The sequence below is a fragment of the Erwinia sp. SLM-02 genome, assembly GCF_037450285.1.
Taxonomy (GTDB): domain Bacteria; phylum Pseudomonadota; class Gammaproteobacteria; order Enterobacterales; family Enterobacteriaceae; genus Erwinia.
The window spans coordinates 116,688-136,970 of the sequence record NZ_JAQISN010000005.1; the positions used below are offsets into that span (position 1 = coordinate 116,688).

20 protein-coding genes are annotated in these 20,283 nt (G+C 60.9%); 4 read left to right on the forward strand and 16 right to left on the reverse strand.

What is annotated here, in order from left to right:
- Positions 1-12: 12 nt before the first annotated feature.
- From PGH32_RS21695 to PGH32_RS21730, 8 genes are all read right to left on the reverse strand, one after another.
- The gene (locus PGH32_RS21695; RefSeq protein WP_314419454.1) at positions 13-681 is read right to left on the reverse strand and encodes an amino acid ABC transporter permease; all 669 of its coding nucleotides are present in this window, start codon (positions 679-681) and stop codon (positions 13-15) included.
- A gap of 23 nt (positions 682-704) precedes the next feature.
- Positions 705-1,436 (reverse strand): amino acid ABC transporter ATP-binding protein, encoded by a 732-nt coding sequence (locus PGH32_RS21700; RefSeq protein ID WP_314419455.1) that lies wholly within the window; start codon positions 1,434-1,436, stop codon positions 705-707.
- Positions 1,437-1,576: 140 nt separating this feature from the next.
- Entirely contained in the window at positions 1,577-3,046 is a 1,470-nt protein-coding gene (locus PGH32_RS21705) for a catalase (protein ID WP_337895098.1), read from the reverse strand.
- Positions 3,047-3,175: 129 nt separating this feature from the next.
- Positions 3,176-3,475: a helix-turn-helix domain-containing protein gene (locus tag PGH32_RS21710; RefSeq protein ID WP_200545032.1), complete on the reverse strand. Its 300-nt coding sequence runs from the start codon at positions 3,473-3,475 to the stop codon at positions 3,176-3,178.
- Positions 3,472-3,822: a type II toxin-antitoxin system RelE/ParE family toxin gene (locus tag PGH32_RS21715; protein ID WP_337895099.1), complete on the reverse strand. Its 351-nt coding sequence runs from the start codon at positions 3,820-3,822 to the stop codon at positions 3,472-3,474. Before PGH32_RS21715 ends, PGH32_RS21710 begins: the two co-directional genes overlap by 4 nt.
- Before the next feature lie 270 nt (positions 3,823-4,092).
- A complete protein-coding gene (locus PGH32_RS21720; RefSeq protein ID WP_123333805.1) occupies positions 4,093-4,905 on the reverse strand; it encodes a MetQ/NlpA family ABC transporter substrate-binding protein in 813 nt (270 codons plus the stop codon).
- A gap of 19 nt (positions 4,906-4,924) precedes the next feature.
- Positions 4,925-5,593, reverse strand: a complete 669-nt coding sequence (locus tag PGH32_RS21725) for a methionine ABC transporter permease (protein ID WP_337895100.1) — start codon at positions 5,591-5,593, stop codon at positions 4,925-4,927.
- Positions 5,586-6,611 carry a methionine ABC transporter ATP-binding protein gene (locus PGH32_RS21730; protein WP_337895101.1) on the reverse strand — a complete coding sequence of 342 codons (1,026 nt, stop codon included), beginning with the start codon at positions 6,609-6,611 and terminating at the stop codon, positions 5,586-5,588. Before PGH32_RS21730 ends, PGH32_RS21725 begins: the two co-directional genes overlap by 8 nt.
- A gap of 290 nt (positions 6,612-6,901) precedes the next feature.
- Between PGH32_RS21730 and PGH32_RS21735 the strand changes: the two genes are divergently transcribed.
- Together PGH32_RS21735 and PGH32_RS21740 are read left to right on the forward strand one after the other, a co-directional pair.
- Entirely contained in the window at positions 6,902-8,410 is a 1,509-nt protein-coding gene (locus PGH32_RS21735; protein WP_337895102.1) for an FGGY-family carbohydrate kinase, read from the forward strand.
- Positions 8,407-9,441: a 2-hydroxyacid dehydrogenase gene (locus PGH32_RS21740; RefSeq protein ID WP_337895103.1), complete on the forward strand. Its 1,035-nt coding sequence runs from the start codon at positions 8,407-8,409 to the stop codon at positions 9,439-9,441. Before PGH32_RS21735 ends, PGH32_RS21740 begins: the two co-directional genes overlap by 4 nt.
- Here the strand turns inward: PGH32_RS21740 and PGH32_RS21745 are convergent.
- The 7 genes from PGH32_RS21745 to PGH32_RS21775 form a co-directional block, all read right to left on the reverse strand.
- Positions 9,433-10,386 (reverse strand): carbohydrate kinase family protein, encoded by a 954-nt coding sequence (locus PGH32_RS21745; protein WP_337895104.1) that lies wholly within the window; start codon positions 10,384-10,386, stop codon positions 9,433-9,435. The genes PGH32_RS21740 and PGH32_RS21745 overlap by 9 nt on opposite strands.
- Complete coding sequence (locus tag PGH32_RS21750) at positions 10,383-11,414, reverse strand: ABC transporter permease (protein ID WP_337895105.1); 1,032 nt, start codon at positions 11,412-11,414, stop codon at positions 10,383-10,385. Before PGH32_RS21750 ends, PGH32_RS21745 begins: the two co-directional genes overlap by 4 nt.
- Positions 11,411-12,394: an ABC transporter permease gene (locus tag PGH32_RS21755; protein WP_337895106.1), complete on the reverse strand. Its 984-nt coding sequence runs from the start codon at positions 12,392-12,394 to the stop codon at positions 11,411-11,413. Before PGH32_RS21755 ends, PGH32_RS21750 begins: the two co-directional genes overlap by 4 nt.
- Complete coding sequence (locus PGH32_RS21760; RefSeq protein ID WP_337895304.1) at positions 12,391-13,890, reverse strand: sugar ABC transporter ATP-binding protein; 1,500 nt, start codon at positions 13,888-13,890, stop codon at positions 12,391-12,393. Before PGH32_RS21760 ends, PGH32_RS21755 begins: the two co-directional genes overlap by 4 nt.
- Before the next feature lie 49 nt (positions 13,891-13,939).
- Positions 13,940-14,923: a sugar ABC transporter substrate-binding protein gene (locus PGH32_RS21765; protein WP_337895107.1), complete on the reverse strand. Its 984-nt coding sequence runs from the start codon at positions 14,921-14,923 to the stop codon at positions 13,940-13,942.
- A gap of 151 nt (positions 14,924-15,074) precedes the next feature.
- A complete protein-coding gene (gene otnK, locus PGH32_RS21770) occupies positions 15,075-16,337 on the reverse strand; it encodes a 3-oxo-tetronate kinase (RefSeq protein WP_337895108.1) in 1,263 nt (420 codons plus the stop codon).
- A gap of 3 nt (positions 16,338-16,340) precedes the next feature.
- Entirely contained in the window at positions 16,341-17,009 is a 669-nt protein-coding gene (locus tag PGH32_RS21775; RefSeq protein WP_337895109.1) for an aspartate/glutamate racemase family protein, read from the reverse strand.
- A gap of 226 nt (positions 17,010-17,235) precedes the next feature.
- On the opposite strand from PGH32_RS21775, the gene PGH32_RS21780 reads away from it, so the two are divergent.
- On the forward strand, positions 17,236-18,471 hold the full coding sequence (locus tag PGH32_RS21780) for an alpha-hydroxy acid oxidase (protein WP_337895110.1): 1,236 nt from the start codon (positions 17,236-17,238) through the stop codon (positions 18,469-18,471).
- 17 nt (positions 18,472-18,488) lie between these two features.
- Positions 18,489-19,190, forward strand: a complete 702-nt coding sequence (locus tag PGH32_RS21785) for a molybdate ABC transporter substrate-binding protein (RefSeq protein ID WP_337895111.1) — start codon at positions 18,489-18,491, stop codon at positions 19,188-19,190.
- 1 nt (position 19,191) lies between these two features.
- Here the strand turns inward: PGH32_RS21785 and PGH32_RS21790 are convergent, their stop codons facing one another.
- Positions 19,192-20,226, reverse strand: coding sequence for a LacI family DNA-binding transcriptional regulator (locus tag PGH32_RS21790; RefSeq protein ID WP_337895112.1), 1,035 nt, complete (start codon positions 20,224-20,226; stop codon positions 19,192-19,194).
- Between the last annotated feature and the right edge of the window lie 57 nt (positions 20,227-20,283).

Below are 20,283 nucleotides of genomic sequence, written 5' to 3' on the forward strand. Positions count from 1 at the left end.
TTTCCCGGTTAGTCAGAGGACGTAAGGTTTGCCGATATAGCGTTCCAGCTGCCGCTGCAGCGCGCTGAGCACAATGGTCAGCGCCCAGTACACCAGCCCGACGGCAAAATAGGCTTCGAAGAATTTCAGTGATTCGGTGGCAATCAGCTTGCCGCCCGCCAGCAGCTCACTCACCCCGAGGGTGAAGGCCAGCGACGAGTTCTTGATCAGGCCAATCCAGATATTCCCGGCGGCGGGAATGGCATTGCGGCACGCCTGCGGCAGCAGGATACGCCTCGCCGCGTGGACGTGGCTGAGGCCGGATGCCAGCGAGGCCTCCCACTGCCCGCGATCCACTGAATCAATCGCCGCACGAAACACCTCGGCAAGATAGGCGGCGCTGTTCAGGCTCAGGCCGATAATCACCGCGTGCGTGGCGCTCAGGCTGTTCAACGCCGGGAACAGCTGCGGCAGGCCGAAGTAGATAATCAGCAGCTGCACCAGCACCGGCGTGCCGCGAAAAAAGGAGATATACAGGTGGGCAAACAGCGCCAGCGGGCGAATACTCCGCAGCAAAACGGCCAGCCCGGCACCCAGCACGGTGGCCAGCACAATAGAGCACAGCGAAATAAACAGGGTGATCGGCAGGTAAGTCAGGATCTGCGGGATAATCCCCAGCATATAGCCAACGTCAAAATTCATGGCGGGATGTCCTTATCGTAGGGTCAGGCAAATTCGTGGAGGAAACGGTGCGCGCGGTTTTCCGTAACGGGATCGAACATCACCTCCGGCGCGCCCTGCTCGACGATGCGCCCCTGCTCCATAAAAAATATTCGCTGCGAAATATCACGGGCGAAACGCATTTCATGGGTGACGATCAGCATGGTCAGCGAACGTTCCGCCAGGCTGGCGATCAGGTTCAGAATGTCGCGCCGCAGCTCCGGGTCCAGCGATGAGGTGGGTTCATCCAGCAGCAGCGCTTCCGGCTCCAGGCTCAGCGCGCGGGCAATACCGACGCGCTGCTGCTGACCGCCGGAAAGCGTAATGGGATAGGCAGAAGCCTTATGCGCCAGGCCGACGCTGGTCAGCAGCGCCATCGCCCGGTCGCGAGCCTCATCCCGGCGACAGCCGCGGCCGTAGATCAGCACTTCGGAGATATTTTCCAGCGCGGTTTTGTTCTTAAACAGGTTGTAGTGCTGGAAGACCATCGCGCTCTGGCGACGAAAGCGGGTGGTATTGCGGTGGGTCAGCGCGGTGGTATCAACCGTTTCTGCACCGATGGTAAGCTGGCCGCTGTCGGGTTTCACCAGCAGATTCAGGCTGCGCAGCAGCGTGGATTTTCCCGAACCGGACGGCCCGATAATCGACACCACTTCACCACGCCTGACGCTGAAGTTGATGTCGTTAAGCGCCTGATAATTCTTAAACTTTTTATTTAACCCGCTGACTTTAATCATTACCGCCCCGCTGAAAGTTAACTTTGGGGCAGTGTAACGTTGCACAAAATCACAGACGAATGCTTAAAAATTATAAGGTTAGTTATTATTCGCTGAAGAAGGCCGCACGGGAAATGGCCCCCCGAAGGAGGCCGTGAGGATTAAGCGCGTTTTGCACGCTCGGCGGTGACCTGCTGCGCGATACGGTCGCCAATGCAGCGATCGATATTGCGCCAGTATTCAAAAGCACGTGAGAGCACCGGCTCCTCCACGCCGTTCAGCAGATGGCCGCTGACGTTATCCACCAGCCGCTGGCGGGCGGCGTCATCCATCACCTGATTAACCAGCGTGTTCGCCTGGCCGTAGTCGTCGTCATCACGGTGCAGGCTGTACGGTGCGTGCACCATCTCACCGCTGGCGTGCCAGGTGGAATCCGTCGGATAACGCTTGCCGTCGGCAACCGGACCGCCTTTGGAATTCGGCGCGTAAACCGGGTCAGAAACCGGGTTCATACGCATCGCTCCGTCCTTGCTGTAGCTGTTAACCGGCGACTGCGGCGCGTTTACCGGGATCTGATTGTAGTTCACCCCCAGCCGCGCACGGTGTGCATCCGCATAGGCAAACATGCGGCCGATCAGCATTTTATCCGGGCTGATACCGATGCCCGGGACCAGATTGTTTGGCTCGAAGGCCGCCTGTTCAATCTGCGCGTGGTTATCGGTTGGATTCCGGTTAAGGGTGAGTTTACCGACCTTAATCAGCGGGTAATCCGCGTGCGGCCACACCTTGGTCAGATCGAAGGGGTTAAAACGATAATTATCCGCCTCGGCGAACGGCATAATCTGCATAAACAGCGTCCAGCTCGGGTACTCCCCGCGTTTGATCGCTTCATACAGATCGCGAGTATGGTAGTCGCCATCCTGCCCGACCAGCAGATCGGCCTCCTGCTGATGCAGGCACTCAACGCCCTGGTCGGTTTTGAAGTGGTATTTCACCCAGAACTTTTCGCCCTGTGCGTTGACCCACATGTAGGTATGGCTGGAAAAACCGTCCATATGTCGCCAGCTTTTCGGGATCCCACGGTCCCCCATCAGCCAGGCCACCTGGTGCGCCGACTCCGGGGACAGCGTCCAGAAATCCCACTGCATATCGTGATCGCGCAGATTGTTATCGGCGCGGCGCTTTTGCGAACGGATAAAGTGCTGGAATTTCAGCGGGTCACGAATGAAAAATACCGGGGTGTTGTTCCCCACCATATCGTAGTTGCCTTCGCTGGTGTAGAACTTGATGGCGAAGCCACGCGGATCGCGCCAGGTATCCGGGCTGCCCCGTTCCCCCGCCACGGTGGAAAAACGCATCACCACATCCGTTTTAACGCCGGGCTGGAACAGTGCCGCTCGCGTATAGCGACTGATATCTTCCGTCACCTCAAAATGACCAAACGCCCCGCTACCTTTGGCATGCGGCTGGCGCTCGGGAATGCGTTCACGGTTGAAATTGGCCATCTGCTCAATCAGATAGTGGTCATGCAGCAGCAATGGTCCGTTCGGTCCGACCGAAAGGGAATGCTCATCGCTGGCGACCGGGCTACCGGCATCGGTGGTGGTAGGCTTGCATTTATCGTTGCTCATCACTGTCTCTCCGACATTGTTATGGAGTCCAGCGATTAAGGGTAGACTATATACACAAAAAAAATGTGCCTTTCGTGTTTAACGGTACAAAGCATAAGCAGACCACAATTACTGTGGTCTGGTTTCAGTTTATATATGAAATGCAACGCGCTTACCGGATGGAAGCTCTACATCCAGACTTAACTTACCGCCCATCGCTTCAATATAGCGTTTTAGGGTAGCCAGCTTCAGCTCATTGCCACGCTGTTCAAGCTGTGTGATCGCGGGCTGACTGATGCCCATGGCTTCAGCCACATGTCTTTGCGATAGTTGAAGCTCTTCACGGATCATTTGCAGACCGGTTTCAAGTATCAGTTCATCAGCCAGTTCGGTAATCCGTTTCTGACTTTCCGGCGATCGAGCCGCAATGACTTCATCTAGTGTTCTCATTTTTTGCCCTCTAAATCAGAAAGATGAAACGAATATTCCTCATCGGCAATACGGATCAACTTTTCATAAAATTGCTTGTCGTTACGTTTGTCGCCGGCGCAAAGCACAATTGCCTGTCTGACTGGGTCAAACGCAAAGAACGCCCGTATCGGCAATCCAGCATACTGAATACGAAGTTCTTTCATATTCTTATAGCGCGATCCCTTCACCGTATCGGCATAAGGCCGCGAAAGTGAAGGTCCAAAAGTTCTCAGACGAATCAGATCGGCTAACACTTTTTCCTGTAAACCGAGTTCCTGCTCATGTAACCAGCGATCGAATAACGGCCCCACTATTACCGTCCACATTCCCTTGCTCCTTGCATGTCCTTTTATAAGCTATAGCTTATGAATTGCAGTGTAGGAACTGCAATTCATAATTTCAAGGGAAATGCGCAAAGCCACTACATACAGTCAATCGGATGTAGCAAATTTTTATCAAACAACATCAACTCGAAATTGAAACCAATTAGCAAACGCGATAAAGAGGTCGGGAGGAAAATCCATTTTACTGCCATAAAAAAGCCCCAAACAAAGGAGTATTCTCCCCCCTGTTCCGGGCCTTTACGCTGCGTTAAATCAGTTATTAACCGGGATCACCGCGCCTTTGTATTTGGTGCGGATCCAGTCCTGGATCGCCTGAGAGTGCAGCACGGTCACCAGCGCTTTGATGTCCGGCTTGTTCTCGTCACCGCGATGCACGGTAATGATGTTGGCGTACGGGTTGTTCTCGCCGCTTTCCACCGCAATCGGGTCTTTTACCGGATCCAGACCCGCGTCAATCGCGTAGTTAGCGTTGATCACCACCGCGTCGCCTTCGTCATTGTTGTACATCTGTGGCAGCAGCGCGCCTTCAACGTTCGGCAGGAACTTCAGGTGTTTCGGGTTTTCCACGATGTCGCTGATGCGCGCATTCACCTTGTTCACGCCCGGCTTCAGCTTGATCACCCCCTCTTTCTCGAAGATGGACAGGATGCGGCCCTCTTCCGCTACCGCATCACGCATGATCACTTTGCCGTTCTCCGGCAGCTCTTTCAGCGATTTGAACTTCTTCGAATAGATGCCGATAGGCTCGATGTGAATCGCACCCGCGCTGACGAAATCATAGGTCTTATCACCGGCGTGATCTTTCAGCACGCTGTTCAGATACGGAATGTGCTGGAAATAGTTGGCATCGATATCGCGGCTGGCCAGCGCGGTGTTTGGCAGGATGTAATCCTGGAACGGTTTGATTTCCAGATCGATGCCCTGCTTCGCCAGAATCGGCTTCGCCTGCTCCAGAATTTCCGCGTGCGGCACGTTAGACGCCCCAACGGTCAGCGTGTCTGCCCATGCGCTCAGGCTCAGGGCTCCCAGGGTGGCTGCAGCCAGCAGCGTCAGTGTTTTTTTCATTTTGGATTTTCCTAAAAAGTTAACGTTTGTCGAGCCGTGTCGTGAGCACATCACCTAAAAACTGGATGATAAAAACAATCACCAGAATCATCACCGTCGCCACCAGCGTCACATCGCCGTGGTTACGTTGAAAACCTTCCAGATACGCCAGATTACCGAGGCCGCCGGCACCGATCACCCCGGCCATCGCGCTGTAGCTGACCAGCGCAATCAGCGTCACGGTGATGCCGGACACCAGCGCGGGTGAGGACTCCGGCAGCAGCACGCGAAAAATCAGCGTGCTCAGCTTCGCGCCCATCGAGCGGGAGGCCTCAATCACCCCTTTGTCCACTTCGCGCAGGCCGATCTCCACCAGCCGGGCGTAAAACGGGGCCGCGCCGACAATCAGCGCAGGCAGCGCGGCGTTAGCACCGAGAATGGTGCCGATCAGCGTTTTGGTGAAGGGGATCAACAGCACAATCAAAATAATGAACGGAATGGAGCGGAACACATTCACCAGGATGGAAATCGCGCCGTACACCGCGCGGTTCTGGAACAGTCCGCCGCGTGCGGTCAGGAACAGCGCCAGGCCAAGCAGGATCCCCAGCACAAAGGTCGCCAGGCCGGACAGCGCGGTCATATAGAGCGTTTCGCCGGTGGCGGCCCACAGCTGGTCCAGCTTGAGGTGCGGAAACAGGGACTCAGACATTTTTTACCACCTCGGTTGAAATTGCATGGGCGTGCAGATCGGCCAGAATGTTCTCCAGCTGGGTGCCGCTGGCCGGAACCTGCAGCCACAGCTCACCAAAGGTGCCGTTGGCGGTCTGGGTCATTTTCCCGTGCAGGATATTGAACGGCAGCGCGTATTTCAGCGTCAGTTCGCCGACGATCGGCTGGCGCGTGCTCTGGCCGACAAAGGTCAGCTTCAGTACCGCGCCCGCCGCCGCATCAACCAGCCCGGCATTAAACGGCGTATCGGCGCTGCTGTATTCGGTGGTCTGCTTGACGAACTGGCGGGTGATCGGCTGCTGCGGATGGGTGAACACCGACAGCACCTCGCCCTCTTCCACGATGCGCCCGGCTTCCATCACCGCCACGCGGTGGCAGATCTTGCGCACCACGTGCATCTCATGGGTGATCAGCACGATGGTCAGCCTGAGCTGGCGGTTAATATCCAGCAGCAGATCGAGAATGGCGTCGGTGGTTTGCGGATCCAGCGCCGAGGTGGCTTCGTCGCACAGCAGCACGTCCGGGCTGTTAGCCAGCGCGCGGGCGATCCCCACGCGCTGCTTCTGCCCGCCGCTCAGCTGTGAGGGATAGGCCTGCTCCTTGCCGTTCAGCCCGACCAGCTCAATCAGCTCCTGCACCCGGCGCTGGATGACCGCCTTTGGCGCACCGGCGATTTGCAACGAGAAGGCGATATTTTCGCTGACGGTGCGCGACCACAGCAGATTGAAATGCTGAAACACCATGCTGATTTTCAATCGCGCCTGGCGCAGCGCTTCACCGCTGGCCTGGGCGATATCCTGCCCGGCCACCATCACGCTGCCGGAGGTCGGTTTTTCCAGACCGTTGAGCAGGCGGATCAGCGTACTTTTTCCCGCGCCGCTGTAGCCAATAATGCCGTAAATCTGGCCCTGCTCTACCTGCAGATTGACGTTGTCAACGGCGGTGACCAGGCCCGAACGGGCGTGAAATATTTTAGAAACGTTGCGTAAAACGATCATCTGTTGCCTGTTTTCTGCCGTCGTATCAGCGAAATATGCTGATTAATTAAACTGATTTTTATAAGTGAATTATCGATAGCACTAATTGCCTGGTGATATTAAGCAGCAGGGAAACTATTGGAAACGACTGAAATGGCATGGCTTATAACCAAAGAGAATATTTGGAGCCTGATTCTGTCTTTCGGGTTCTGAAAACCTGTGGCAATAATGGAGAAAATTTCTGCGAAGCGTCGCGTTCGGCACGGTTTTTTATCCACGGGCTGAATGGCTTACCGTAATAAGGCTGCACTATGGATTACTTTATCGGCATTGATGTCGGAACCTCAAAAACCAAGTCGGTACTGTTTGATGCCCGCTTTAACCAGCTGGAAGTCGCCTCCGTCAGCAACCGGACGCTGACCCCCGCGCCCGGCCATCAGGAGCAGCAGATGGAGGCGCTGTGGCAGAACGTGGTCAGCACGCTGAAAGCGCTCTCCGCGTCGCCGCTGCTGGCAAAAGGGCAGCTGCGCGGTATCGGGCTGTCCGGCCAGGGCGAAGGCGCGTGGCTGATCGATAAACAGGGCCAGCCGCTGGGTGATGCGCTGCTGTGGAGCGACACCCGCGCCGCGGCCTCCATTCGCGAACTCGCCGGCCAGGACGGGCTGGAGGAGACGCTGTTTGAGCTGTGCGGCAGCCGGCTGCTGCCCTGCAACAGCAGCCTGCAGCTGCGCTGGCTGCACCGGCACCGGCCGGAACGGCTGACTGACGCGCAGTGGTTTTTCTTCGCCAAGGACTGGATCCGTTTCCGCCTGACCGGCCGCGCCAACCTCGAACGGACCGATGCCGGTACTTCACTGCTGGATCTGCGCCAGGGCGCGCTTTCCGCTACGGTCTTGAAAGAGCTGGGTATTGAAAATCTGCGCCCGCTCTTTCCACCGCTGCTGGCCCCGCACGATCTCGCCGGAGAGCTGAGTCAAGGAGCCGCGTCGGCCACCGGGCTGCCCGCCGGTACGCCGGTCGCGGCCGGGGCGCTGGACGTTTCCGCCTGCGCGCTCGGCATCGGCGCGGTGCACGACGGCGACGTCTTCACCCTGTTGGGCACCACCTGCTGTACCGGCATCGTCTGCGACGATCTGGCGCGGGTCAGCCGTCAAACCCGCTTTGTCAGCCACGCCTGGCAGGGCCAGTTCCTGAACCTGTTTGCCATGCAGTCCGGCACGCCGAACCTGGACTGGGCCATCAGCCATCTGGCGGCCAAACGCAGCTTCAGCGAGCTGGGTGCGGAAATCAGCGCCCTCTCCCCCGGCAGCGGCGGCGTGTTTTATCAGCCTTACCTCAACGGCGAACGCGCCCCATTCTACAGTCCTGTCGCCCGCGCCGGTTTCTTTGGCATCAGCCAGGACACCACCAACGCGCACCTGCTGCGCGCGGTCTTCGAAGGGCTGGCCTGGGCGATTACCGATGTGCTCAGCGACTACCCGCCGGGCGGCGACCTTTATCTCGCCGGGGGCGGCACGGCGTCACCGTTCTGGCTGCAGATTATCGCCGACTGCACCGGCCGCCGGGTGATCGTCAGTCCGCAGAGCGAACCCGGCGCGCGCGGGGCGGCGATCCTGGCGGCCATGGCGCTCGGACAGCCGGTGAGCGCGGAATCACTCCAGCCGGTGGATCGCCAGACCTGGCACCCGGATGCACGTTCGCATATTCAGTACCAGCGCCTGTTCCCGGTTTTCCGCCAGCTGCGCGAACAGCTGCTGCCGGTCTGGCAGGCGCGGGATGACGCCTTAACTCAACTTGCACAGGATTCAGCCGATTTATGAAAATTCTCTTTACCGCCGAGTATGCCGGCAGCCTTGATGCGTTCCGCCAGTACGGCGAACTGGTGGTCACCGGCTGGGCGGCGGGCGACAGTAAACTGAGCGAAGAGGCCCTGATTGCCCACGGTCAGGACGCCGATGTGCTGATTGTCAGCTACGACGACATCACCGCCCGGGTGATCGACGCCTGCCCGCAGCTGAAGCTGATTGCCTGCACCCGAGCCAATCCGGTTAACGTTGACCTGAAGGCGGCGGCGGCGCGCAATATCCCGGTGCTTTACACACCCGGACGCAATGCCGATGCCGCCGCCGAGCTGACGCTGGGGCTGATGCTCAGCCTGGCGCGGCATATCCCGCAGGCGCACGGGGCGCTGAAGCACGGCGAGTTCACCCGTGCCACCCAGGGCCACAACGCCACCCAACATGGGCTGCGGCAGGACGTGGTGTGGGACGTGGATAAATCCAGCCCGTATGAAGTGTTTAAGGGCGGCGAGCTGCGTAATAAAACGCTGGGCCTGGTGGGCTACGGCAGCATCGGCCAGCGCGTCGGGCGCCTGGCGCGGGCGTTCGGTATGTCGCTGCTGGTGGCCGATCCGCGCGTGGCGGCAGAGGATATTAACGAACCGGGCGTGCGTAAGGCCACGCTGGAGGAGCTGTTTACCGGGTCCGACTACGTCAGCCTGCATCTGACGGTGACGCCGCAGACCACCGGGCTGATTGACCAGCGCCTGCTGGGGCTGATGAAGCCGGAAGCGCGCCTGATTAACACCTCGCGCGCGGCGGTGATCGTCGAAGAGGATCTGATTGTCGCCCTGCGCGAAAAGCGCATTGCCGGGGCGGCGCTGGACGTGTTCGCCAGCGAACCGATCTGGCGCGACCATCCGTTTATCACCGAGTTTGATAACGTGGTGATCACCCCGCATATTGCCGGGGCGACCCGGGAAACGCTGGTGAAGCATACCGCGATGATCGCCGCTGATTTACAACGCTTCCTCAGCGGCGAACCCCTGCACTATCGCTGGCCGTCAGCCTGACAATAGCAGCGTGGGCGTGGTGGCCATAAAGGCCCGGGTGGTGTCCCAGTCCACCACGCCCGCATCCGAACCCAGCCCGCTGGCCACCAGCGAGGCCACCGCGCTGCCAACCCGGCAGGCCTGTTCAACGTCCAGCCCCTTTGCCAGCCCGGCAATAAAGCCGCCGCAGTAGCTGTCGCCACAGCCGGTGGTGTCCACCACCGTGACCTGCCAGGCCGGAATGCGCAGCTGAATGTCCCGGCCAAATACCCACGATCCCCGCGCGCCGTCCTTAAAGATACAGGTGCCGACGCCGCGATCGAGGAAGAAGCGGGCGATATCCTCAGGCTCCTGCTGCCCGGAGATCTGCGCGGCCTCCTCCATCGACGGCATAAAGTAGTCGATATGCGGCAGCATCGGCGTGAGCAGATCCAGCGTACTTTCATTCGGCGCAATCAGATCGAAGCTGGTCGTCACGCCGTGCCGGTGCGCCCAGGCCAGCAGCTTCGCACTCTGGCCGTTGTCCATCGCCGCCAGCAGGCCGCTGCCGCCGAGGTGCAGGAAACGCGTATTGCACACCCGGGCGAAATCCGCCTCGTCGATAAACAAATGGTCCGACGCGCCCCGGCAGTGCAGCGCCGGGCGCTCGCCGTTGGGGCGGATCGCCAGAATCGTCGCGGAGGTTTCGCTGGCCTGCGTGCGCTGGATCAGCGAACCGTCAATACCCAGCCGCCGCCAGACGCCGGCGATAAAGTCCCCTTTTTCATCATCGCCGAGGCAGGCGGCCACGGCGGTGTGAATGCCCAGCTTCGCGGCGTTCATTACCGCACCGCAGGCGGTGCCCGCCGGGCTGAGGCGGATCTGGTCAATGAACGCTACGCCCCCGCCGGGCGGGATGCCGCTTATGGGTCGCCCGGCGATATCCAGCGTGGTTAATCCGACAAACACCGCGTCAAACTGGCTCATGCCGCCTCCTTTTTCTGCCACTGCAGCGACTGGCGCAGCCTGCCCTGCCAGAAGGAGAGCACCAGCGCCACCAGCAGCACCAGCCCGTTCAGCGCGTCTTTCAGAATAAAATCCAGCCCCATCAGGTTCAGGCCGTTGGCAGCCAGTCCAAGGAACAGGACGCCCGCCACCGTGCCCGGCACGTTCGGCCTGCCCTGTGGGTGGAAAGCGGTGCCGATAAACACCGCCGCAATGGCGTCCAGCAGATAGGACTGCCCGGCCAGCGGGCTGAACTGCCGCAGGTTCGCGGAAAGGATAATCCCGCCGATGGCGCACAGCACCGAACTGGCGATCAGCACCCACAGCAGATTGCGCTTCACGTTGACCCCGGCATTCAGCGAGGCGACCGGGTTGAGGCCCACGGCGTGGATGCGCTTGCCGAACAGCGTGTGCTCCAGCAGCAGATAGCAGACAAGCATCAGCGCCACGGCAATCACCACCGGAATGGCGATGCCCCACAGCGACCCTACCGCGATCTGATGGTATTCGGCGGCCATGCGGCGATAGGCAATCGGGCCGCCGCCGTCGGTCAGCACCCGCTCAAGGCTGCTGCCGATAAACCAGGTACCCAGCGTCGCCAGAAACGGCTTCACCCGGAAGCCGAGGATCAGAATGGCGTTCACCAGACCGACCAGCGCCCCCCCGGCCAGCGCGGCCAGCACCGCGCCCTGCCACGACCAGTGCCAGGTTTTCAGCGCCACCAGCGCAAAGGCGGCACCAAAATCCAGCGCCACGCCCACCGACAGATCGATACCGCCCGCAATGACCACCAGCGTCATCGCCAGTGCCACAATCAGCAGAATGGCATTCCCCTGCAGGACGTTGGCAAGGTTATCCGCCGTTAAAAACACCGGGCTGTTGAGGGCGAAAAACAGGATAAACAGCAGCAGGATCAGCTGGAATCCGTAGCGGGCCAGCAGCGAGAGCAGGCTGACGCTCAGGGACGCGCCGCGCGCATCCGCGGCCCGGATGGATGTTGATTTACTCATGACTGCCCCCTACGCTGCATGGCCGCGGCGGCCAGGACCAGCAGGATCAGCACGCCTTTCACCGTTCCCACCCAGAAAATATCCACCCGCATCAGCGCCAGCCCGTTGGACAGCGCGTTGACCAGCAGCGCCCCCAGCAGCGCGCCCCACACGGTGACCACCCGGCGGCGGGAAAACGCGGTGCCGATAAAGGTCGCCAGCACCATTTCCAGCAGCAGCGGCTCTTCGGCACCGGGCGAACTGCCGGAACCGCGTGCCAGCAGCGTTAAGGCGGCCAGCGCGGCGGCGGCGGCGGCCAGCAGATAGGAACGCAGCACCAGCGCATTCACCGGCAGCCCGGCCAGTTCGGCGGCTTCCCGGCTGCCGCCGCTGGCCTGCAGATGCTGACCCCAGCGGCTGTGATGCACCACAAACTGGTAGACGACAAACACCGCCAGCATAAACCACACCGCCCACGGGATCCCCAGCAGGGTTCCGTCGCGGAAGGCCACCAGCCACGGCGCGTCAATGCTGATGCGGCGCTGGCGCGTCAGGTAGTTGGTCAGGCCGACGATCGCCACCGAACTGGCCAGCGTCGCCAGCAGCGGCGGCAGGCCAATCCGCACCACCATCAGCGCATTCACCAGCCCGGCCAGCAGCGCGGCGGCGACCGCAAGCAGCGCCAGCAGGAAGATATTCGCCTCGATCTGTACGCCGATACTGATGATGGCGACGGCCAGCACCGAAATGGCCGGCAGCGACAGATCGATACCGCCGGACACAACATCATCACCGCCGCCGATGATCACGCAGGCCAGGCCGAAGCAGAGAATGGCCAGCGGCGCGGTCTGTTTCAGGATGACCGTGACGTTCTGCCAGCTGAGAAACCACGGCGCCTGGAAGCAGAAGAACAGCAGCAGCGCAGCAAACAGCAGCAGCGGAATTTTATCGACGGGGAAGGCCAGCCTGCGCCGCAGGCCTGGCTGAGAGAGATCGCTCATTGCGGGGTTTCCTGTTCACTGCCGCCGCTGGTCAGCGCCAGCAGCCCGTCCTGGGTCAGATTATGGGTCGGCACTTCGGCCACGATTTCGCCACGGCGCATCACCAGCAGGCGATCGCAGAGGCCGATCAGCTCGCTGGCATCGCTGGAGGACACCAGCACGCAGCGCCCTTTGTCGGCCAGCTGGCGGGTAAGGTGGTAGATTTCGGCACGCGCCCCGACGTCAACGCCGAGCGTCGGCTCATCAAGGATAAACAGCTGGCTGTGGCTGTTCAGCCAGCGGGCCAGAATCACCTTCTGCTGGTTGCCGCCGCTGAGGTAGCGCACCGCCTGGCGCACGTTGCGCGGCCGAATATCCAGCTTTTCCGCCAGCGCCAGCGCATTCTGCCGCGCTTTTTCCTTCAGCTCCCAGCCGAAACGCGACAGGCTGCCCGGCGAGGCAATGTTAATGTTGTCGGCCACCGACAGCGGCTGGATCAGCCCGTGATGGCGGCGGTCGCGCGGCACCAGCGCGATGCCCTCGGCAATCGCCTGCACCGGGGAGCGCAGCCGCACCGCCTTACCGGCAATTCTCAGCGTGCCCTGCCGCAGCGGATAGAGGCCGTACAGCGCATCGATCAACTGCTCGCGCCCGGAGCCGGACAGCCCGGCGATGCCAACAATCTCACCCGGCCCCAGCTGGAAATGGATGTTCCGAAACGCGTCGCCGCCGAGGTTGTCCAGGGTCAGCCACGGCGATGTCGACGGCGGTTTTTCCGCCGGTGGGGCAAACAGCGTGGTCAGCTCGCGGCCCACCATCAATTCAATCAGGCGGTCGATGTCATCCGTATTGACCTCGTCCAGCGTGGCAACCTGTTTCCCGTTGCGCAGCACCGTCACGCGGTCACAAATTCGGGTGATTTCGTTCAGGTAGTGGGAAACGTAGATAATCGCGATACCGCGCGCTTTCAGTGCCCTGATGGCCTCAAACAGCAGCGCCGCTTCCCGGGCCTCCAGCGGCGCGGTCGGTTCGTCGAAGACCACCAGGCGGGCTTCGCCGTCGATCAGCGCGCGGGCAATCTGCACCAGCTTGAGTTCGGCCTGCGACAGGTCGCGGATCAGGCGGTTGCCGTCCAGCCGGATATTCAGCACCTCGCGAAAGAATTTTTCGCTGTCCGCGCGCATCGCCCGGCGATCGAGCCGCCCCAGGCGATGGCAGCGTTCCTGGCCGATAAATACCGACTCCGCCACGGTGAAATGCGGGATCAGATACAGCTCCTGATGGATAAAGCGGATGCCTTCGCGCTGCACCGCCGCCGGGGTAACGCTGACCAGCCTCCGTCCCCCGACGCTGATTTCGCCGCTGTCGGGCGCATACACGCCCGCAAGAATTTTAATCAGCGTGGATTTTCCCGCGCCGTTCTCACCGATCAGGCCATGAATTTCACCGGGGCGAACGCTCAGTTCAACCCCGTCGAGGGCAGTCACACCGGCAAAGGTTTTGCGGATGTGCTGCATAAACAGGCCGCCCGGGGCGGCCCTGTGCAGAGACTGAGTCACGCTGCGATTACTCCTTCAGATCGCCGTAGCCCAGCTGTTTGTACACCGCCTTCGCCTCTTCCGGTCCCTGCACCGGCAGCACCGGCACAAAGGTCTGCGGCAGCAGCTTGGCACCGCCGAAGTAGCGGGCGACGTTATCGGCGGAGGTGGTGCCGATCAGGCGCGGCTGCTGGGCAACGTTAGCCACGAACGGACTGTCTTTCTCGGCCATGATTTCCAGCGTATCCGGACCGGCATCAATCGCGGTGACTTTGACGTCTTTGTCGCGGCCGGTCTCTTCCAGCGCCTGCACGATACCGATGGCCGGCTGATCCCAGCAGGCGACGTGGATCGCATCCAGCGTGCCTTTCGGATGCTGGCTCAGCAGTTCGAGGGTTTTCTTGCGCGCATCCTCCGGGGAGTTGGCGAACTGTTCGGCCAGCTCCGGCTGCAGGATCTTAATCCCCGGGTAGTCCTGCAGGACGTATTTCCACTGATCGTAGCGAATGCCGCAGATGCGCAGCGAGTTGGAGAAGGCGTTGAATACCGCCACGGTGCCTTTGCCGCCCAGCGCATCTGCCGTATAGCGGCCAATGGTGCTGCCAAGGCTGTAGTTATCCGAGGTGGTATTATTCACCGAGTACGGCGAGACGTGATCGACGGTAAAGACCGGAATACTGGCGTCACGCAGCGCTTTAAACTTTGGCTCAACAGAACTGTCGCCGAGGATGCTGATCACCGCATCCACCTTGCGCGCGCGCAGGATGTCGTGGTTATCCGCATGCACCTGATTATCGCGGCCACCGTCAACACCCACCACCTTGCCGCCCAGCTTTTCCACCTCTTCCGTGGCGCCTTTATAGGCCTCACGGTCCCAGAAGTGCTGGGTGCCCACCACGGCGATACCGATGGTTTTCCCCTGCAGCGAGAGCGCCTGCTCAGCGGCGGATGCGTTGGTGACGGTTCCCAGGGCGAGTAATACAGTAGCCACACGACTTATTTTGAAAGCCATAAATTTTCCCACTTTTCATCATGTTATTAGTAGAAAATTTACGCTATCAGGCGCTGCTAATTCCAAAAAATAATTAAAAAAGCTATCTAATACCTGAAAAATATAAGTCAGTGCGGACGCGGTACCGTGGCCCGCGCCCGGTTTTTCTGCGTTACAGCATTTTCAGCGCCCGGGCGAAAAAGTCCCTGCCGCCGAAGTTGCCTGATTTCAATGCCAGGGCGATCGGCCGCTCTCCGCCGGATACCATGGCCGGAACGCCGGTATCGATCTCCTGCCCGATGGTCAGGGCATCCAGATCCAGCGCGCTGACCACCGCCCCGGAGGTTTCTCCGCCGCCCACCACCAGACGCCGCACGCCTTCGGCCACCAGCTGACGCGCCGTCTGGCCAAACAGCGTATCCAGCGCCTGAGCAATCTTTTCACGGCCGTATTCCTGCTGCAGCTGGCGCACGGTTTCCGGATCGCCGGAGGAGTAAACCAGCGGCGCCTGGCCCTGATGCGCCTGAATAAAGTCCACCAGCTGCTGCGGTCCCGTTGCGCCGCTCAGCACCTCTTTCACCTCAATCATCAGCACCGGATGCTGCTTTTCATGCTCGGCGATCTGCCCGCGCGTGGCCCCGGAACAGCTGCCGACGAGGATCGCTTCTGCTCCGGCAATTTGTTGCACACCGGCACGCTGCCCCTGCGCCCGCCCTTCGGCAATAAAGTTGTGCGGCAGCGCGCGCGCAATGCCCGAACCGCCGGTCACCAGCGCCGCTCCCCGGCAGGCGTTGCCGATAGTGGTGAGATCCTCATTGCTGACGGCGTCGACAATCACCAGCACCCTGCCCTCTTCTGCCTGCGCCGCCAGGGCTTCCTGCACCGCCCGGCTGCCCGCGCTGACCGTTTGCCACGCAATATGCCGCACGCGGTTTTTCGACTGGCGCGCCAGCACACGGCGCAGATCGGCATCGGTCATCGGCGTCAGCGGATGGTGCTGCATGCCGGATTCGTTCAGCGGTTTATCATGGACAAACAGATGCCCCTGATACAGCGTGCGCCCCATCGCCGGAAACGCCGGGCACATCACCACGCTCTGCGCTTCCAGGTGCGCCGCCAGCGCGTCGGTCACCGGCCCGATATTGCCCTCGTCGGTGGAATCGAAGGTGGAGCAGTATTTAAAAATAATCTGCTGGCAGCCCTGTGCCTGCAGCCAGCGGCAGGCGGCCAGCGACTGCGCCACCGCCTCTTCCACCGGCAGCGAACGGCTTTTCAGTGCGATAACGCCCGCCTCGACCGGGGCATCGGCCTGAACGGACGGCACGCCGAGGTACTGCGTGGTGCGCAGCCCGCCTTCCCCTTCCAGCCCTTTCGACAGCGTCACGGCGATATCACTGGCGCCGGTGAAATCATCGGCAATCACTCCAATCAGCATTATTTACTCCTTCTCTGTGCCGGTTACGCTGGTTTTCATCAGGCTGGCGGCGGCGTGCGGTGCGGTCAGCACCGGAATGGTTACCTGCTCGCGAACGGCGGCGGCGGCGCGTGAAGTGGAAAAGTGCGCCAGCATAATCACATCACAGTGTGCCAGCTCACCTGCCCGCTCAGCGACCAGCCGGTTGTGGCTCTGCGCGTCGCCTTTTTTCAGCAGGTCAATGGCCTCCGGCACCAGCACGGTGGTCAGCCGCGCGCTCGATCCGGTGCGCGCCACGTACTCGTCAAATTCAGCGGTCATGGTTTCCACCGCCGGGCCAAAGGTGGCCAGCATGCCGATATGGCTGCCCCGGGCGATGGCCTGGCGGAACATCGCCTCGTTCGGGCGCAGCACCGGGATACTCAGCGCTGCCGCCAGCCGGTCGATCGCCGGGCCAAACGCCGAGCAGGTGACCAGAATGCCGTCGGCCTGCATATCCGCCGCGTATTCGCCGAGGCGAACAAAGCGGGCGATCATCGCTTCGGTGAGTTCCGGGCTGCGGGCTCGGTCAACGGACAGGCCATCGTCCAGCAGGTTAATGGTTTCCGCCTGCGGCCAGATTTCGGCGAAAGCGGTGTGGATCGGCTCCATGGCCACCGGGGTGGCATGCAGTAAAACAATTCGCGATGTCATTTCAACTCCAGTCTGTCGGGCACAGGCTTAATGTAAGGGCTTACAATTGTTTCTGTAAAGTGATGCCGGTCACATAAAAACAGGTTGGCATCGCTCGTACGGTGTTGAAATTTTATGTGTAAGACAGCAAAATTGAAAGCGCTTACAAAAATTAATGCCCGATGCAACAGGTTGCTCTGCCACCTGGCCCGGCAACCACGCTAAAAATGGACAGTGAGAACGCCCTATGACAACGCCTGCAAATTCCTCATCTCTCCCGACCACTGCGGCTCCGCTCAGTGCGGCGGTCAGCCCGTCCGTGGCAAAAAAACTGCCGCGCCAGTTTCGCGATCTGCTGGCGCTGGATGACTTTGAACGCCACGCCCGCCGCCGTCTGCCAAACATGATTTATCAGTACGTGGCGGGCGGCGTGGAAACCGGTCAGGGTATTGCCGGAAATTTTGATGCCTATCAGCGCTATAAATTTATTCCCCGCATGTTCCGCGACGTTTCCGGCCGCGATCAGTCGGTGAATCTGTTTGGCCACCGCTATCAGCATCCGTTCGGCGTGGCCCCGCTGGGCGGCGCGTCCTTCGTGGCCTATCAGGCCGATATCGCCCTGGCCCGCGCCGCACGCAGCATGAACGTGCCGATGATCCTCAGCGCCTCTTCACTGGTAAAGCTGGAAGACGTTCACGCCGCTAACCCGGACGCGTGGTTCCAGGCCTATCTGGCCGGTGACCAGCCGCGCATTGACCGGCTGGTGGACCGCGTGGAGGCCGCCGGGTATCAGACGCTGGTGGTGACCGGCGATACGCCGATGCTCGGCAACCGTGAGCACAACACCCGCAGCGGCTTCAGTATGCCGATCAAAATCACCCCGAAGGTGGCGTTTGAAAGCGCGATGAACCCGCGCTGGCTGCTGGGCACCGTGGCACAGACCTTCCTGCGCCACGGCGCGCCGCATTTTGAAAATACCGATGCCGAACGCGGCCCGCCGATGATGTCCAGCAAGGTGCGCAACACCAACGCCCGCGACAAACTGTGCTGGAAAAACGTCGAAGCCATTCGCAAAAAATGGCGCGGTAACCTGGTGATTAAGGGGCTGATGTCGCCGCAGGATGCCTTTATCGCCCGCGATCTCGGGGCCGATGCGGTGATCCTGTCTAACCACGGTGGGCGTCAGCTGGACCACACCATTCCGCCGCTGTATACGCTGGCGGAGATTGCGGCGGCGAAAGGCGACATGAAGGTGATTATCGACAGCGGTATCCGGCGCGGCACCGACGTGATGAAAGCGATGGCGCTGGGGGCCGACTTTGTGTTCCTCGGTCGCCCGTTCCTCTACGCTACGGTGGTTGCCGGCCAGGCGGGCGTCGAGCACGCGATGGGCATCCTGCGTGATGAAATCGACCGCGATCTGGCACTGCTGGGCGTTCGTACTCCGGGCGAGCTGGACGACACCTACCTGCGCAAACTGTGATAACCAGGATTCAGACCATGACCGAAAAAACAACGCTGCGCGTGTTCAGCGTGCTGGCGATCCGCGCCGCCGTTGACCGGCTGCTGCCGCTTTGGCAGCAGCGCTATCCGCATATTGCGCTGGATATTACCTGGGGGCCGACGGTGGTGATTGAGAAAAACATTGCCGCCGGGCAGCGCGCCGATGCGGTGATTGTCACCGTCGAGGCAATGGACAGACTGATTACCGAACGCTATGTGCCTGCGGAAAGCCGTATCGAACTGGTGGATTCGCAAATTGGCCTCGCTGCCCTGCCCGGCGCGCCAAAGCCGGATATCAGTAGCGTGGCGGCGCTGAAAGCGGCGCTGCTGAATGCGCGCTCCGTCGGCTACTCGCTGGCCGGGGCCAGCGGCATCTACTTCCGGCAGCTGCTGGAGAATTTGGGCATTGCCGACGAGGTTAACCGGCGCGCCACCACCATCCCCGAGGGCTTTACCGCCAGTCTGCTGGTGGAGGGCAAGGCGGATATCGCCGTGCAGCAGATCAGCGAACTGCTGACCGTAGAGGGGATCGCGATTATCGGCCCGCTGCCGCCCGGAGCAGAGAAGACGCTTTCTTTCTCCGCCGGGATTTTCAGTGAGGCAGAGCGCCGTGAAGACGCCGCGCGGCTGCTGGCCTTTCTGCGCTCCGCCGAGGCCCGCCGTATCTTCGAGGCCTCGGGGTTAAGCTGGCGGGAGTAGCTTAGCGCGGCCGGCGCGGGGCCGAGCCGGTGCTGCTGCGCACGATCAGTTCCGGCTTCAGCAGCGTCTGGCGCGGGGCCTCTTCGCCGTTCAGCGCGGCCAGCAGATAATCGGCCGCATGCTCACCGATGCGGTCCAGCTCCACGCGCATGGTGGTCAGCGGGTGCTCCAGATGCTCTGAATACTCGTAGTCGTTAAATCCGGTGATCGAAATATCGTTCGGAATGCGCAGATAGCGCTCCGCCGCCCCGCGCATCGCGCCGAAAGCCAGCAGGTCATTCCCGCAGATCACCGCCGTCGGCGGCGTCGGGCCGTCCAGCAGGCGGAACATCGCCTGCCGCGCATCGTTCATGGTGAACGCGCTGTTCACCAGATTCTCCTCCGCCAGCTCCAGCCCGGCTTTTGCCAGCGCCTGACGCGTGCCGCTGATACGATCGGAAACGCGGTCGTTCGACGGTGGCGTACCGACAATCACCGCAAAACGCTGATGCCCCAGCCCCAGCAGGTGCGCAGTCAGCTCCCCCGCCGCCTGTTCGTTATCGTAACCGACGCTGGGGTAACGCTGGTCCACCGAGAAGGTCTGGATACAGGGGATATTCTGCTGCTCAATGCGCTCCCACAGGCGGGGATGATGTGAGTTACCCACCAGCATCAGCGCGTCAATGCCGTACTCCACCAGCTTATTGACCTCTTTCAGCTCGGTATCCGGGTCGAAATCAGAGTTGGCCAGCAGCAGCGTGTAGCCCGACTGGTGAATTTTCTGCTGGAAGGTGGCCAGCGGCCGCGAGAAGGTTTCCGTTGCCAGGGTGGGCACCACGGCACCGATGGTCATGCTGCGGCGCGAGGCCAGGGTGCGCGCCGCCCGATTGATCACATATCCCAGCTCCTCGCAGGCGCGCTCTACCGCCTCGCGCCGCGCCGCTTTGACCGTGGTGCTGCCGTTCAGCACGCGGGAGACGGTTGCGGTCGATACGCCGGATCGCTTTGCGACATCTTCCAGCGACACGCGGCCAGGCAGAAGGGACTTATCGGACATGTTGGAACTCCAGACTGAAATTAGTGACCTCGTCCACAAAATTTGCAGACAACTGAC

What these genes read in the sequence shown, in the direction of transcription:
- PGH32_RS21745 (WP_337895104.1), bottom strand. Translation starts at nt 10,386, where the DNA reads ATGAGCCAGTTTGACGCGGTGTTTGTCGGATTAACCACGCTGGATATC.
- PGH32_RS21790 (WP_337895112.1), bottom strand. Translation starts at nt 20,226, where the DNA reads ATGTCCGATAAGTCCCTTCTGCCTGGCCGCGTGTCGCTGGAAGATGTC.
- PGH32_RS21700 (WP_314419455.1), bottom strand. Translation starts at nt 1,436, where the DNA reads ATGATTAAAGTCAGCGGGTTAAATAAAAAGTTTAAGAATTATCAGGCG.
- otnK (WP_337895108.1), bottom strand. Translation starts at nt 16,337, where the DNA reads ATGCTGATTGGAGTGATTGCCGATGATTTCACCGGCGCCAGTGATATC.
- PGH32_RS21740 (WP_337895103.1), top strand. Translation starts at nt 8,407, where the DNA reads ATGAAAATTCTCTTTACCGCCGAGTATGCCGGCAGCCTTGATGCGTTC.
- PGH32_RS21710 (WP_200545032.1), bottom strand. Translation starts at nt 3,475, where the DNA reads ATGAGAACACTAGATGAAGTCATTGCGGCTCGATCGCCGGAAAGTCAG.
- PGH32_RS21775 (WP_337895109.1), bottom strand. Translation starts at nt 17,009, where the DNA reads ATGACATCGCGAATTGTTTTACTGCATGCCACCCCGGTGGCCATGGAG.
- PGH32_RS21765 (WP_337895107.1), bottom strand. Translation starts at nt 14,923, where the DNA reads ATGGCTTTCAAAATAAGTCGTGTGGCTACTGTATTACTCGCCCTGGGA.
- PGH32_RS21750 (WP_337895105.1), bottom strand. Translation starts at nt 11,414, where the DNA reads ATGAGTAAATCAACATCCATCCGGGCCGCGGATGCGCGCGGCGCGTCC.
- PGH32_RS21725 (WP_337895100.1), bottom strand. Translation starts at nt 5,593, where the DNA reads ATGTCTGAGTCCCTGTTTCCGCACCTCAAGCTGGACCAGCTGTGGGCC.
- PGH32_RS21695 (WP_314419454.1), bottom strand. Translation starts at nt 681, where the DNA reads ATGAATTTTGACGTTGGCTATATGCTGGGGATTATCCCGCAGATCCTG.
- PGH32_RS21760 (WP_337895304.1), bottom strand. Translation starts at nt 13,890, where the DNA reads ATGCAGCACATCCGCAAAACCTTTGCCGGTGTGACTGCCCTCGACGGG.
- PGH32_RS21780 (WP_337895110.1), top strand. Translation starts at nt 17,236, where the DNA reads ATGACAACGCCTGCAAATTCCTCATCTCTCCCGACCACTGCGGCTCCG.
- PGH32_RS21720 (WP_123333805.1), bottom strand. Translation starts at nt 4,905, where the DNA reads ATGAAAAAAACACTGACGCTGCTGGCTGCAGCCACCCTGGGAGCCCTG.
- PGH32_RS21705 (WP_337895098.1), bottom strand. Translation starts at nt 3,046, where the DNA reads ATGAGCAACGATAAATGCAAGCCTACCACCACCGATGCCGGTAGCCCG.
- PGH32_RS21715 (WP_337895099.1), bottom strand. Translation starts at nt 3,822, where the DNA reads ATGTGGACGGTAATAGTGGGGCCGTTATTCGATCGCTGGTTACATGAG.
- PGH32_RS21755 (WP_337895106.1), bottom strand. Translation starts at nt 12,394, where the DNA reads ATGAGCGATCTCTCTCAGCCAGGCCTGCGGCGCAGGCTGGCCTTCCCC.
- PGH32_RS21785 (WP_337895111.1), top strand. Translation starts at nt 18,489, where the DNA reads ATGACCGAAAAAACAACGCTGCGCGTGTTCAGCGTGCTGGCGATCCGC.
- PGH32_RS21730 (WP_337895101.1), bottom strand. Translation starts at nt 6,611, where the DNA reads ATGATCGTTTTACGCAACGTTTCTAAAATATTTCACGCCCGTTCGGGC.
- PGH32_RS21735 (WP_337895102.1), top strand. Translation starts at nt 6,902, where the DNA reads ATGGATTACTTTATCGGCATTGATGTCGGAACCTCAAAAACCAAGTCG.